Here is a 12,776-nt window from a genome sequence, read left to right as displayed (position 1 = left end):
GCTCAGCTTTGGCGTGATTCTCAAGCTTTCAGTGCTTCCAGCCCACCCAGGTACGGCCGCAGTGCCTCCGGCACCGTGACGGAACCGTCGGCGTTCTGGTAGTTCTCCAGCACGGCCACGAGCGTGCGCCCCACCGCCAGGCCGGAGCCGTTCAAGGTGTGCACGAGTTCGTTCTTGCCCTGCGCGTTCTTGAAGCGCGCCTGCATGCGGCGCGCCTGGAAGCCTTCGGTGTTCGAGACCGAGCTGATCTCCCGGAACGTGTCCTGCGCCGGCACCCACACTTCAAGGTCGTAGGTCTTGGTCGAGCCGAAGCCCATGTCGCCGCTGCACAGCAGCACCACCCGGTACGGCAGCCCCAGGCGCTGCAGCACGGCTTCGGCGTGGCCGGTCATCTCCTCGAGCGCGTCGTAGCTGCGCTCCGGGTGCACCACCTGCACCATCTCGACCTTGTCGAACTGGTGCTGGCGGATCATGCCGCGGGTGTCCCGCCCGGCGCTGCCCGCCTCTGACCGGAAGCAGGGGCTGTGCGCAGTGAGCTTGATGGGCAAGGCGTCGGCCGCCAGCACCGTCTCGCGCACGCTGTTGGTGAGCGAGATTTCGGAGGTGGAGATCAGGTACTGCTCGGGCTGCGATTCATCGCCACCGCGGCTCACCCAGAACATGTCTTCCTTGAACTTGGGCAGCTGGCCCGTGCCCTCGAGCACCTCGCGGTTGACGATGTACGGCGTGTAGCACTCCGTGTAGCCATGCTCCTGCGACTGCATGTCGAGCATGAACTGCGCAAGCGCCCGGTGCAGGCGGGCGATCGGCCCCTTGAGGAACGAGAAGCGGGAGCCCGACAGCTTGGCGCCCGTGTCGAAGTCCAGGCCCAGCGGACCGCCCAGGTCGACATGGTCGCGCACGGGAAAGTCGAAGCTGCGCGGGGTTCCCCAGCGACGCACTTCGACGTTGCCCGACTCGTCCATGCCCACCGGCACGCTCTCATGCGGCAGGTTCGGCACGTTCATCAGCATGGCCGACAGCTCCGACTGGATGATTTCGAGCCGCTCGGCAGATTGCTTGAGTTCGTCGCCCAGCCCGCCGACCTCGGCCATCAGTGCGGTGGTGTCCTCGCCCCGCCCCTTCATGCCGCCGATCTGCTTGGACAAGCTGTTGCGGCGCGCCTGCAGCTCCTCGGTGCGGGTCTGGATCCCCTTGCGCTCGGACTCCAGGGATTGGAAGCGCTCGACGTCGAGGTAGGGCTGGGGCGACTTGCGCTTTTCGAGGGCGGCAACGACGCTGGCGAGGTCCTTGCGCAGCAGGGTGATGTCGAGCATGGTGAATTGTTCTTGGTGTGGAAGGTGAGGGGCGATTCAGCGCGGCGCAATGCCGGCCATGGCCTTGTCGCCCAGGCCCATGGGCAGGGGGAAGTGAACGGTCTCCTCGACCCCCGGCATGCGGCGCACCGACACGGCGCCCAGCGCACGCAGGCGTTCGATCACCTGGGTGACGAGGATCTCCGGTGCGGACGCACCGGCGGTGAGCCCCACGCGACGGCGTCCCTCGAACCACTCGGCGCGCAGGTCATCCGCCTGGTCGACCATGTAGGCTTGCGCGCCCAGGCGTTCGCCGAGTTCACGCAGCCGGTTGCTGTTGGAGCTCGTCGGGCTGCCGACCACGATCAGCACGTCGACCTGCGGGGCGAGCACCTTGACCGCATCCTGCCGGTTCTGGGTGGCGTAGCAGATGTCCTGCTGCTTGGGTTCGCGAACGGCAGGGAACCGGCGTTTCACGGCGGCGAGGATCTCCGCCGCGTCGTCCACCGACAAGGTGGTCTGGGTGACGACGGCCAGCGGCTTGCCTTCGGGCACCTGCACGCGCTCGACGTCCGCCACGTCCTCGACGAGGTAGATGCCTTCGGTCAGCTGGCCCATGGTGCCCTCGACCTCCGGATGGCCCTTGTGGCCGATCATGATGAAGTCGTAGCCTTCCTTGTGGAGCTTGGCCACCTCGACGTGCACCTTGGTGACCAGCGGGCAGGTGGCGTCGAACACGCTGAAGCCGCGGCGGGCGGCCTCGCGGCGCACCTCCTGGGAGACGCCGTGGGCACTGAAGACGAGCGTCGCGCCGGGCGGCACGTCGTCCAGGTCCTCGATGAAGATGGCGCCCTTGGCCTTCAGGTCATTGACGACGTAGGTGTTGTGCACGATCTCGTGGCGCACATAGATGGGCGCGCCGAAGCGGCGGATGGCACGCTCGACGATCTCGATCGCCCGATCGACACCGGCGCAGAACCCGCGCGGCTCGGCGAGCAGCACCTCTTCCAGGCCGGCGTTGGCGGCGTCGGTCATCAGAGCACCCCGATCAGTTGCACTTCGAACGTCACCGGCTGGCCAGCGAGCGGGTGGTTGAAGTCGAAGAGCAGCCAGTCGCTGCCGACCTCGCGCACGACGCCTGCGTACGACGCCTGGCCGTCCGGCGTGGGGAACTCGACGACGTCGCCGACGTCGTACCTGGCGTCAGGGTCGCCCAGCTCGTGGAGCAGGGCCACCTTCACGCGTTGCAGCATTTCCGGGTTGCGCTCACCGAAGGCTTCGCCCGCCTCGAGCTGAAAGGTGGTGCGGGTGCCTTCGGCCAGGCCGAGGAGGCGCGCCTCCATGGCGGGCGCCAGTTCACCGGTTCCCAGCGACAGGGTGGCGGGCTTTTCCGCAAAGGTGTTGATGAGGTCGGCGCCGTCTGGGCCCGCCAGGCGGTAGTGCAGGGTCAGGAACGAGCCCTGTTGGACGTGATTCACGGAGCATCCCGGTTGGACAAACTGGACCAATTTTAGGTGCCCGGGCAAGGTCGGTCCGCAAAAGCCGTGAATTAGGATGGCCAGGTGTTGAAAGAACTCCCTCCCGACGCGCGGCCGCGCGAAAAAATGCTCATGCGCGGCCCGGCGGCCCTGGCTGACGCCGAACTGGTGGCGCTCCTGCTGCGCACCGGCGTGCGGGGCGAGTCGGTGCTGCAGTTGTCGCAGCGCCTGCTCGACCACTTCGACGGCCTGCCCGGCCTGCTGAACGCCGGCCCCGACGACCTGCGGCACATCCGCGGCATCGGCCCGGCCAAGCGGGCCGAGATGGGCGCCGTGCTCGAGCTGGCCCGCCGGTCGCTCGCACACCAGATCGCCGAGCGCCCGCTCTTCGACAGTCCGGCCCGGGTCAAGGACCACCTCCGCCTGCACCTGGGCCACCTCCCGCACGAGGTGTTTGCCGTGCTCTTCCTCGACGCGCAAAATCGCCTGATGCGCCTCGAAACCCTGTTCCGCGGCACCCTCACCCAGACCAGCGTGTACCCCCGCGAGGTGGTGCGCCGCGCGCTCGAACTCCACGCCGCCGCCGTCGTGCTGGCCCACAACCACCCGTCGGGTGCGGCGGAACCCTCGCGCGCCGACGAGTACCTGACCCGCACCCTCAAGGCGGCCCTCGACCTGGTGGACGTGCGTGTGCTCGACCACCTGGTAGTCGGCCGCCATGAAGTCACCTCCTTCGCCGAGCGGGGGCTGCTGTGAACCGCGTGCGCGCCCGCAGCCTGCAGGACCTGGGCGACGTTCGCGATGCCCTGCAGCGTGCCGAGCGCGAGGCCGCCGAACGGGCCGCACGCGAGCGGGCCGAGCGGGCGCGGCTGGAGCGCGAACGAAATCTCTTCTCCGCCAGCGTCGGCCGCGTGCAGGCACTGCCGGACCGCGGCCTGGCGGAACACCGCATCGTGCCGCCGCCACCCGAGCCCCTGCAACGGCAGCGCGACGAACGGGCCGTGCTGCGCGAGGCCATCTCCGACGAGTTCGACGTCGAGTCCCTGCTCGACACCGACGAAGCCCTCTCGTACCGCCGGTCCGGCATCGGCATCGAGGTCGTCCGCAAGCTGCGCCGTGGCGGCTGGACCCTTCAAGGCCAGATCGACCTCCACGGCCTTCGCCGCGACGACGCCCGCGAACAACTCGCTGCCTTCCTGCGCGATGCGGTGCGCCGCGGCCTGCGCTGCGTGCGCGTGGTGCACGGCAAGGGCAACGGGTCCCCCGGGCGCGAGCCGGTGCTCAAGGGCAAGGTGCGAAGCTGGCTGGTGCAGAAGCAGGAGGTCATCGCCTTCGTGCAGGCCCGGGCTTCCGAAGGAGGCCATGGCGCCCTGATCGTCCTGCTGCGCCCTACCGCACCGGCCGCACCGGAACCCCTCCCCTCTCCTCTTGCCCCCGCGAAACGCACCCGATGAGCTGGCACGGCCACCTGACGCTCGACTACCGCCACGACGGCCAACGCACCGTCGCTTCCGACCGCCACACCGGCCCGCTGCGCATTCTGAAGAGCCTCTACCCCGAGGGACCCGCCATCTGCCACAACGTGCTGGTGCACCCCCCGGCCGGACTGGCAAGCGGTGACCTGCTGACGATCGACGCGTGCGTCGGCACCGGCGCACACGCCTTCATCACCACCCCAGGCGCCACCCGCTTCTACCGCAGCAGCGGCGAGCCCGCCCGGCAGGTCGCCAACCTGCAGGTCGATGCGGGGGCGCGACTGGAGTACCTGCCCCTGGAAACCCTCTGCTACCCCGACACGCTCGGCGAGAACCACACCGAGGTGACACTGGCCCCCGACGCGGAGGCCATGGGCTGGGACGTGCTCGCTCTCGGCCTGCCGGCGAGCGGCGCACCGTTCAACGCCGGTCGCTTCACGCAGCACATCCGTCTGGCCGGAGCGTGGCTCGAGCGCGGGACCGTGGACGCAACTGACCGTCGGCTGCTGCAGTCACCGCTGGGATGGGCGGGCAACAGCGTCATGGCCACCCTGTGGTTCACCTCCGGCAGCCCGCTGCCGAATGAGCGGCGAGCGAGCCTGCTGGACGCCGCCCGCGACTGTGCAGGTGCCCATGTCCTGGCCCCGACCGCAGGCGCCACCGCCCCGCATTCGCAGGTGGTGGTGCTGCGGGCCCTGGCACCTCGCGTGGAGCCGGCCATGAACCTGCTGATCGATACATGGACGCGCTGGCGTGAGGTGGCGTGGGGCTTGAAGGCTCCCGTGCCGCGGGTCTGGCGCACCTGAAGCCCTTGGGGCGTCGGCCCGTGCGGTCCCTGCGGACGTGCCACTGATCTGGCCGCGACCGCCAGCCCGTGTTCGTTGCCCGCTCCGCAAGCCTCGGGGGCACTCGGGTGGTGCCCGTGCCGTTATCCCCCCGAGGAGCGGGCAAGCGCCAACCTGGCCCACGCCGTCGGCCGCTCCTGGACCACGGCGGACGGGCGGCTCACCGAGACAGGCAGGTCAGGCGAAGCTGTACGGGCCGCCACGTTCGAGCGCCCGCTGGTAGGCCGGCCGGGCATGAATGCGCTCCAGCCAGGCCATCAGCTTGGGACGGCTCGCATCCAACCCCGCCCGCTGGCGCGACGCCTCCAGCGGAAAGCTCATCTGGATGTCCGCTGCGCTGAATTCCCCTCCCGCGAACCACTCGGTGCGGGCGAGTTCGGCTTCCATGTAATCGAGTTGGCGGCGCAGGTTGGGTTCAACCAGGGCGGCCAGCACCTTGTCGGCAATGCCGCGGGCAACGGGCTTGATGAAGAAGGGCATCTTCGTCTGCTTGATCCGTTCGAACACCAGCTTCATCAGCAGGGGCGGCATGGCCGAGCCCTCGGCGAAGTGCAGCCAGTAGCGGTACTTCAGATGCTCGGGGGTGCCGACGGCGGGAGCGAAACGGCCGTGACCGTAGCGCTCGATCAGGTAGTCGATGATGGCGCCGGACTCGGCCACCGTCACCTCGCCGTCGGTGATCACGGGCGACTTGCCGAGCGGGTGCACCTGGCGCAGCTCGGCGGGCGCCAACATGGTCTTGGGGTCGCGCTGGTAGTGCTTGATCTCGTAAGCCAGGCCGAGCTCCTCCAGCAGCCACAACACGCGCTGCGATCGGGAGTCGTTGAGGTGGTGAACAGTGATCATCGTCGTGCCCATGAAAACGAAGGGGGCATTGTGAAGCACCCGGCACGGCGCACTCGCGCTGCAGGCCTTGTCCGACATGAAGGTCAGGACAGACCGACACCGACGGACCGCATCGACCGACAGGCTCGCCCGCACCTCGCCTCTACAGTCCATTGCACTTGCCCGCCGCACCTGGCCGGCATGCATCTCCCCCGACTCGCTCTCATTCACTCACTACAAGAGGTGACACACATGAACAAGATGACCAAGCTCGTGCTGGCGCTCGCACCCGCGTTCCTCATGGCTGCCTGCGGCGGCGGTGACGACAGCCTGGACGACCGACTGGACTTGGCCGACCCGAAGGTCCGCCTGGTCCATGCCGTTCCGCTCGGCCCCAATGTCTCGCTGTTCCGTGACGGCGTCGCACAGTCGGTGACGAACGTGCCGTACAAGGGTGCGTCGAGCTACTTCGACGTGTCCACGAGCTCGGCGACCTGGTCGGTGCGCACGACCGCGGCACCCAACGCCACCATCGGCGAGTCGACGTTCGAAGCCACGCGTGGCGACAAGTTCACCCTGGTCGCGGTGCCGGGGTCGGGCAACCTGACCGAAGTGCTGAACATCCGTGACCCGTACAACAAGGACCTGAACTCGGACAACGGCCGCATCCGCGTGCTGAATGCCGCCTTCAACGCCCCTGACGTCGACGTGTACATCACGCCGCCGAACGCCGACCTGGCGCCGCTCACGCCGAACTTCGCATCGGTGGACTACAAGACGTCCTTCCCGGCATCGGGCGAAGACTCGCTCGACGTGGCCAACGCCACCACCCCGTACTGGATGACGATCACCGCGGCCGGCTCCAAGACCCCGCTGTTCCGCGCGCCGATCACGGTGGTCGAGAACGCCGACTGGTTGGTGACGTTGCTGCCGGACAGCGTTGCGCCGAACGACGTGAAGGTGCTGGTGGTGGCTTCGGACGACCCGAACCCGGCCACCGAAGTGCCCAACACGCTTTGATGCACGGCTGAACCACCGCTCGGTTTCACGGGGCCCGTTCGCGGGCCCCGTGGCGTTTCCGGCACTCGTCCACGCCGCGGTTGAAAGCGATCAGATGGACATGCGCTGCCGGACGCGCTGGGCCTCCATGTCGGCCCCACGCCCGCGCTGGACCACCTCGCCTCGCTCCATCACCAGGTACTGGTCCGCCAGTTCCGCGGCGAAATCGTAGAACTGTTCGACGAGCACGATGGCCATGTCACCCCGGTCTGCCAGCATGCGGATGACGCGGCCGATGTCCTTGATGATGCTGGGCTGGATGCCCTCGGTCGGTTCGTCGAGGATCAGCAGCTTCGGACCCGCGGCAAGTGCGCGCGCAATGGCAAGCTGTTGCTGCTGTCCCCCTGACAGATCACCGCCCCGGCGGTGCAGCATCTGCTTCAGTACCGGAAACAGCTCGAACAGCTCCGCAGAAATCGGCGTGCGACCAGGCTTGTAGGCGAGGCCCATGCGAAGGTTCTCCTCGACCGTCAGACGTCCGAAGATCTCGCGCCCCTGGGGCACGTAGCCGATGCCCTTGCGCACGCGCTCGTAGGGACTGTCGCGGGTGATGTCCTGCCCGTCCAGGCGGACACTGCCTGTCTTGACCGGCACGACGCCCATGAGGCTCTTGAGCAGCGTGGTCTTGCCCACCCCGTTGCGCCCGAGCACCACCGTGACTTCGCCCTGCCGCGCCTCGAATCCCAGATTGCGCAGGATGTGCGAGCCGCCGTAGAACTGGTTGATGCCTTCGACCTGGAGCATGCGATTCCTTTGCGGTTCAGCGGCCGAGGTAGACCTCGACGACCTTGTCGTTGGCCTGCACATCGGCGAGCCGCCCTTCTGCCAGCACGCTGCCTTCATGCAGCACCGTGACCTTCTTGTCGTTGCGGCCGCCCTGCGTCAGCTCGCCGATGAACTTCATGTCGTGCTCGACCACCACCAGCGAGTGGCTTCCCTCGAGCGACAGGAACAGCTCGGCCGTGCGTTCGGTCTCCTCGTCCGTCATGCCGGCGACCGGCTCGTCGAGGAGCAGCAGCTTCGGGTCCTGCATCAGCAGCATGCCGATCTCCAACCACTGCTTCTGGCCGTGCGAGAGCAACCCGGCCAGCCGCTGCGCCGAGGGCTTGAGGTGGATGAGCGCCAGGATCTCGCCAATGCGATCGAGCTGCGCGCTGCCGAGGCGGAAGAACATGGATGAGCGAACGCCGCGGTCGGCCTTGAGCGCGAGCTCGAGGTTCTCGAAGACGGTGAGGTGCTCGAAGACCGTGGGCTTCTGGAACTTGCGGCCGATCCCGGCGGAGGCGATCTCGTTTTCCCGCAGGCGCAGCAGGTCGATCGTGGAGCCGAAGAAGGCGCGCCCGGCATCCGGTCGCGTCTTGCCGGTGATGACGTCCATCATGGTGGTCTTGCCCGCACCGTTGGGCCCGATGATGCAGCGCAGCTCGCCGGCGCTGATGCTGAGGCTCAGCGCGTTGAGTGCCTTGAAGCCGTCGAAGCTCACGGTGATGTCGTCGAGGTACAGGATGGCGCCATGGGCGGTGTCGAGGGCGCCCGGCTGCACGACGCGGCCGTAGCTGGTTTCGCGGCCGCCGGACGTGCTGCTGGCCTGGCGGGCTGCGAGGGCCTGCCGCTTCTCGACGCCGGCCTCCATCAGGTCGGGGGTCATGGGCGAGCCTCCTCGTGGCGCGGTGAACGGGTGAAGCGGCGAACGAATCCGACGATGCCCTGCGGCAGGAAGAGCGTGACTGCAATGAACAGGCCTCCGAGGAAGTACAGCCAGAACTCGGGGAACGCCTGGGTGAACCAGCTCTTGGCGCCGTTCACGAAGAAGGCCCCGACGATCGGGCCGACCAGCGTGCCCCGGCCGCCCACCGCCGCCCAGATCGCGATCTCGATGCTCGCCGCAGGCGCCATCTCGCCCGGGTTGATGATGCCCACCTGCGGTACGTACAGCGCACCGGCGACGCCGCACATCACGGCGGAGATGACCCAGATCGAGAGCTTGTAGCGCAGGGGGTCGTAGCCGGTGAACATGACGCGCGTCTCGGCGTCGCGGATGGCCTGCAGCACGCGGCCGTACTTGCTGCGCACCAGCCAGCGGGCCAGCACGAAGAACGCCACCAGCGTGAGGCCCGTCAGCACGAAGAGCAGCATGCGCATGGAGGGCGTGGCCAGCGGCACGCCAAGGATGCGCTTGAAGTCGGTGAAGCCGTTGTTGCCGCCGAAGCCGGTCTCGTTCCGGAAGAACAGCAGCATGGCCGCGTAGGTCAGCGCCTGGGTGATGATGGAGAAGTACACCCCCTTGATGCGAGAACGGAAGGCGAAGAAGCCGAACACGAAGGCCAGCAGGCCCGGCACCAGCACCACCAGGGCGAGGGTGGCGGCGAAGCTGTCGCTCAAGGCCCAGTGCCACGGCAGCGTCTTCCAGTCCAGGAAGACCATGAAGTCCGGCAGTTCGCTGCCGTAGTTGCCGTCGCGACCGATCTGCCGCATGAGGTACATGCCCATCACATAGCCGCCCAGCGCGAAGAATACGCCATGGCCGAGCGAGAGGATGCCGGTGTAGCCCCAGATGAGGTCCATGGCCAGCGCGCACATGGCGTAGCACATGATCTTGCCGGCCAGTTGCACGGCGTGGTCGCTCAGGTGGAAGGCGCTGTCGGCCGGAACGGCCAGGTTCAGCAGCGGCACGAGCACCAGCACGGCGCCGAGCGCAGCGAAGAGTCCGGTCCATGCGGAGGGCGTCAACAGCCGCGTGCGCGGTCCGGGCGTGGGCATCGGGGTGGGCAGGACGACGCTCATGTCCGGGTCTCCTTGGGCGTATCGATTCGGTGGTTCATGCTTCCGCGCTCCGGCCCTTCATCGCGAAGATGCCCTGCGGCCGCTTCTGGATGAAGATGACGATGAAGACCAACACCATGATCTTGGCGAGCACGGCCCCCTGCCAGCCTTCGAGCAGCTTGATCAACACGCCGAGGCCGAGTGCCGCGTACACCGTGCCTGCGAGTTGGCCGACGCCGCCAAGGACCACCACCATGAAGGCGTCGACGATGTAGCCCTGGCCCAGATCGGGCCCCACATTCCCCACTTGGGACAGCGCGCAACCGGCCAGTCCGGCAATGCCGGAGCCGAGCGCGAAGGCATAGGTGTCGATGCGGGCGGTGTTGACACCCACGCAGGCCGCCATCTTGCGGTTCTGCGTCACGCCGCGCACGAAGAGCCCGAGCCGCGTGCGGGCGATCAGCAGCGAGACGCCGACCAGCACCAGGGCCGCGAAGGCGACGATGGCGATGCGGTTGTAGGGCAGCGTGAGGTTGCTCATCACCTGCACCCCGCCCGACAGCCAGGCCGGGTTCTCGACCGACACGTTCTGTGCACCGAACAGCGAGCGCACGCCCTGCATCAGCACGAGGCTGATGCCCCAGGTGGCCAGCAGCGTCTCGAGGGGTCGGCCATACAGCCAGCGGATCACGCCCCGCTCGAGCACGGCGCCCACGGCCGCCGCAGCGAAGAAGGACACCGGGATGGCCACCAGCACGTAGGCATCGAAGGCGCCCGGCAGGTAGGTGCGGAAGAGGTTCTGAACGAGCCAGGTGGCATAGGCGCCGATCATCATCAGCTCGCCGTGCGCCATGTTGATGACGCCCATGAGCCCGTAGGTGATGGCCAGGCCGAGCGCCACCAGCAACAGGATGCTGCCCAGGCTCACCCCGGTGAACAGCACCCCCAGGCGCTCGCCCCAGGCGAGGTGCGTGTCGATGGCCTTGAGGGCGATCTCGAGCTGGCTGCGCACGGCCGGGTCGTCCTCGCCACCCTCGCCGGCCGGCCGAAGCCGCTCGGCCACCAGGGAGCGCGTGGCGGGCGTCAAGCTGCCGGCGAGCGTCCGCGCGGCGTCGAGCCGGCGCGCCACGTCGGGTGACGCCAAAAGCACGCTCGCGCGGATCTGCTGCAACTGCGCCTTCAGGTCGTCGTCGGTCTCGGAGGCCAGCGCCTTGTCGATGACCGGGAGGCGCGATTCGTCGGCCCCGTCCGTCAAGGCCGTCGCGGCCGCCCGCCGCTCCGCCAGTTCAGGGGAGAAGAGCTGGAGGGCAGCAAGGGCCGATGCGAGTTCGCGTCGCATCTGATTGCTGTTGATGACGTCTTCGGCGGTATCGGGCAACGGAGCGGGCTGGCCGGTGGCCGCGTCGACGGACTGCCCGTCCTTCACCACGAATACGCGATCCGCCGCGACCTTGACGCTGTCGTCGAGCAGCGCCTGCACGAACACCGCCAGGCCCTCTTCGCCCTGTTTGAGCGACTCGGCGAGCGCGGCAATGCGGGTGTCGTTGTCACCGGCGGCCAGCGCGTGCATCCGGCTCGGACTCAGGGCTTGGGCGGCGAAGGGCAGCAGAAGCGCAAGCCACAGCGCTTGCCGGGCGGCCTCGAGCAGGCGGAACAGGAGCATCGTGAGCGATTTCATGGTTCATCCACAGGGCACCGGGGCGCTGGGCCCCGGTGTCTTCTCGGCAACGGACGGTCGGGCGCGACCGTCCTCGCATCACCGCGTCACTTCTTTTCCGGCTCGTCCTTCTTCTTGTCGTTGCCTTCGATGTACGGGCTCCACGGCTTGGCCTTCACCGGCGCAGGGGTCTTCCACACGACGTTGAACTGGCCGTCGGCCTTGACCTCGCCGATGAACACCGGCTTGTGCAAGTGGTGGTTCTTCTCGTCCATCTTGGCCATGAAGCCGCTCGGCGCCTTGAAGGTCTGGCCGGCCATGGCAGCAATCACCTTGTCCGTGTCGGTGCTCTTGGCCTTCTCGACCGCCTGCTTCCACATGTAGATGCCAACGTAGGTGGCCTCCATCGGGTCGTTGGTGAGCGGCTTGTCGGCACCCGGCAGTTTCTTGGCCTTGGCATAGGCTGCCCACTTGGCCTTGAACTCGTCGTTGGTCGGGTTCTTCACGCTCATGAAGTAGTTCCAGGCGGCCAGGTGGCCGACCAGCGGCTTGGTGTCCACGCCACGGAGCTCCTCCTCACCGACCGAGAACGCCACCACCGGCACGTCGGTGGCCTTCAGACCCTGGTTGCCCAGTTCCTTGTAGAACGGCACGTTGGAGTCGCCGTTGATGGTGGAGATCACCGCGGTCTTGCCGCCTGCCGAGAACTTCTTGATGTCGGCGACGATGGTCTGGTAGTCGCTGTGGCCGAAGGGGGTGTACTTCTCGTCGATGTCCTTGTCGGCGACTCCCTTGCTCTTCAAGAAGGCGCGCAGGATCTTGTTGGTCGTGCGCGGGTACACGTAGTCGGTGCCGAGCAGCACGAATCGCTTGGCGCCGCCGCCTGCCTTGCTCATCAGGTACTCGACGGCCGGAATGGCCTGCTGGTTGGGCGCCGCTCCCGTGTAGAAGACGTTCTTGCTCAGCTCCTCACCCTCGTACTGCACCGGATAGAACAGCAACCCGTTGAGTTCCTCGACCACCGGCAGCACCGACTTGCGCGACACGCTGGTCCAGCAGCCGAACATCACGGCCACCTTGTCCTGGCTGATGAGCTGCTTGGCCTTCTCCGCGAACAGGGGCCAGTTGGACGCCGGATCGACCACGACCGGCTCGAGCTTCTTGCCCATCACGCCGCCCTTGGCGTTGATCTCCTCGATGGCCATCAGCGCGACGTCTTTCAGGACGGTCTCGGAAATGGCCATCGTGCCGGACAGCGAGTGCAGCACGCCGACCTTGATGGTGGCCTGGGCCTGGGCGAAGACCGGCAGGGCGAGGGCCGCGACGCCCATGGCGACAGCGGTCAGGGATTGCGCGAAAGCGCGACGGTTGGCTTGCAT

The 12,776-nt window shown here is 67.6% G+C and carries 13 protein-coding genes; 4 read left to right on the top strand and 9 right to left on the bottom strand.

What is annotated here, in order from left to right; all coding sequences use genetic code 11:
- Positions 1 to 20: 20 nt before the first annotated feature.
- Genes serS through ACSQ2F_RS02270 form a run of 3 tightly spaced genes read right to left on the bottom strand, consistent with a single transcriptional unit; the run spans position 21 to position 2,773 of the window.
- A complete protein-coding gene (gene serS / locus ACSQ2F_RS02280; protein WP_436019350.1) occupies positions 21 to 1,316 on the bottom strand; it encodes a serine--tRNA ligase in 1,296 nt (431 codons plus the stop codon).
- Between the two features lie 36 nt (positions 1,317 to 1,352).
- The gene (gene ispH / locus ACSQ2F_RS02275; protein WP_436019348.1) at positions 1,353 to 2,330 is read right to left on the bottom strand and encodes a 4-hydroxy-3-methylbut-2-enyl diphosphate reductase; all 978 of its coding nucleotides are present in this window, start codon (positions 2,328 to 2,330) and stop codon (positions 1,353 to 1,355) included.
- Positions 2,330 to 2,773 carry an FKBP-type peptidyl-prolyl cis-trans isomerase gene (locus ACSQ2F_RS02270; RefSeq protein WP_436019346.1) on the bottom strand — a complete coding sequence of 148 codons (444 nt, stop codon included), beginning with the start codon at positions 2,771 to 2,773 and terminating at the stop codon, positions 2,330 to 2,332. The genes ispH and ACSQ2F_RS02270 overlap by 1 nt, the downstream gene beginning before the upstream one ends.
- A gap of 87 nt (positions 2,774 to 2,860) precedes the next feature.
- On the opposite strand from ACSQ2F_RS02270, the gene radC reads away from it, so the two are divergent.
- Genes radC through ACSQ2F_RS02255 form a run of 3 tightly spaced genes read left to right on the top strand, consistent with a single transcriptional unit; the run spans position 2,861 to position 5,054 of the window.
- Entirely contained in the window at positions 2,861 to 3,529 is a 669-nt protein-coding gene (gene radC, locus ACSQ2F_RS02265; RefSeq protein ID WP_436019344.1) for a RadC family protein, read from the top strand.
- A 5-nt stretch (positions 3,530 to 3,534) separates the two neighbouring features.
- The gene (locus ACSQ2F_RS02260) at positions 3,535 to 4,227 is read left to right on the top strand and encodes a Smr/MutS family protein (RefSeq protein WP_436026712.1); all 693 of its coding nucleotides are present in this window, start codon (positions 3,535 to 3,537) and stop codon (positions 4,225 to 4,227) included.
- A complete protein-coding gene (locus ACSQ2F_RS02255) occupies positions 4,224 to 5,054 on the top strand; it encodes an urease accessory protein UreD (RefSeq protein ID WP_436019342.1) in 831 nt (276 codons plus the stop codon). Before ACSQ2F_RS02260 ends, ACSQ2F_RS02255 begins: the two co-directional genes overlap by 4 nt.
- 216 nt (positions 5,055 to 5,270) lie before the next feature.
- Here the strand turns inward: ACSQ2F_RS02255 and ACSQ2F_RS02250 are convergent, their stop codons facing one another.
- Positions 5,271 to 5,939: a glutathione S-transferase family protein gene (locus tag ACSQ2F_RS02250; protein WP_436026710.1), complete on the bottom strand. Its 669-nt coding sequence runs from the start codon at positions 5,937 to 5,939 to the stop codon at positions 5,271 to 5,273.
- Positions 5,940 to 6,170: 231 nt separating this feature from the next.
- On the opposite strand from ACSQ2F_RS02250, the gene ACSQ2F_RS02245 reads away from it, so the two are divergent.
- Entirely contained in the window at positions 6,171 to 6,938 is a 768-nt protein-coding gene (locus tag ACSQ2F_RS02245) for a DUF4397 domain-containing protein (RefSeq protein ID WP_436019340.1), read from the top strand.
- A gap of 90 nt (positions 6,939 to 7,028) precedes the next feature.
- Here ACSQ2F_RS02245 and urtE read toward each other — a convergent pair whose 3' ends face one another.
- The 5 genes from urtE to urtA form a co-directional block, all read right to left on the bottom strand.
- Positions 7,029 to 7,721 (bottom strand): urea ABC transporter ATP-binding subunit UrtE, encoded by a 693-nt coding sequence (urtE, locus tag ACSQ2F_RS02240; RefSeq protein WP_436019338.1) that lies wholly within the window; start codon positions 7,719 to 7,721, stop codon positions 7,029 to 7,031.
- 16 nt (positions 7,722 to 7,737) lie between these two features.
- A complete protein-coding gene (gene urtD, locus ACSQ2F_RS02235) occupies positions 7,738 to 8,625 on the bottom strand; it encodes an urea ABC transporter ATP-binding protein UrtD (protein ID WP_436019336.1) in 888 nt (295 codons plus the stop codon).
- Complete coding sequence (urtC, locus tag ACSQ2F_RS02230) at positions 8,622 to 9,761, bottom strand: urea ABC transporter permease subunit UrtC (protein WP_436019334.1); 1,140 nt, start codon at positions 9,759 to 9,761, stop codon at positions 8,622 to 8,624. The genes urtD and urtC overlap by 4 nt, the downstream gene beginning before the upstream one ends.
- Before the next feature lie 34 nt (positions 9,762 to 9,795).
- On the bottom strand, positions 9,796 to 11,403 hold the full coding sequence (gene urtB, locus ACSQ2F_RS02225; protein WP_436026708.1) for an urea ABC transporter permease subunit UrtB: 1,608 nt from the start codon (positions 11,401 to 11,403) through the stop codon (positions 9,796 to 9,798).
- Positions 11,404 to 11,504: 101 nt separating this feature from the next.
- Positions 11,505 to 12,776 carry an urea ABC transporter substrate-binding protein gene (gene urtA / locus ACSQ2F_RS02220; RefSeq protein ID WP_436019332.1) on the bottom strand — a complete coding sequence of 424 codons (1,272 nt, stop codon included), beginning with the start codon at positions 12,774 to 12,776 and terminating at the stop codon, positions 11,505 to 11,507.

This window comes from Rhizobacter sp. LjRoot28 (assembly GCF_964253025.1).
Taxonomy (GTDB): domain Bacteria; phylum Pseudomonadota; class Gammaproteobacteria; order Burkholderiales; family Burkholderiaceae_C; genus Rhizobacter.
The sequence above is the reverse complement of the archived record's forward strand: the minus strand, read 5'-3'. Positions and strand labels throughout refer to the sequence as shown.

Bases quoted from the DNA above. Each gene is read 5' to 3' on its own strand.
- serS (WP_436019350.1), bottom strand. From the start codon at position 1,316: ATGCTCGACATCACCCTGCTGCGCAAGGACCTCGCCAGCGTCGTTGCC.
- ispH (WP_436019348.1), bottom strand. From the start codon at position 2,330: ATGACCGACGCCGCCAACGCCGGCCTGGAAGAGGTGCTGCTCGCCGAG.
- ACSQ2F_RS02255 (WP_436019342.1), top strand. From the start codon at position 4,224: ATGAGCTGGCACGGCCACCTGACGCTCGACTACCGCCACGACGGCCAA.
- ACSQ2F_RS02250 (WP_436026710.1), bottom strand. From the start codon at position 5,939: ATGATCACTGTTCACCACCTCAACGACTCCCGATCGCAGCGCGTGTTG.
- ACSQ2F_RS02245 (WP_436019340.1), top strand. From the start codon at position 6,171: ATGAACAAGATGACCAAGCTCGTGCTGGCGCTCGCACCCGCGTTCCTC.
- urtE (WP_436019338.1), bottom strand. From the start codon at position 7,721: ATGCTCCAGGTCGAAGGCATCAACCAGTTCTACGGCGGCTCGCACATC.
- urtD (WP_436019336.1), bottom strand. From the start codon at position 8,625: ATGACCCCCGACCTGATGGAGGCCGGCGTCGAGAAGCGGCAGGCCCTC.
- urtC (WP_436019334.1), bottom strand. From the start codon at position 9,761: ATGAGCGTCGTCCTGCCCACCCCGATGCCCACGCCCGGACCGCGCACG.
- urtB (WP_436026708.1), bottom strand. From the start codon at position 11,403: ATGCTCCTGTTCCGCCTGCTCGAGGCCGCCCGGCAAGCGCTGTGGCTT.
- urtA (WP_436019332.1), bottom strand. From the start codon at position 12,776: ATGCAAGCCAACCGTCGCGCTTTCGCGCAATCCCTGACCGCTGTCGCC.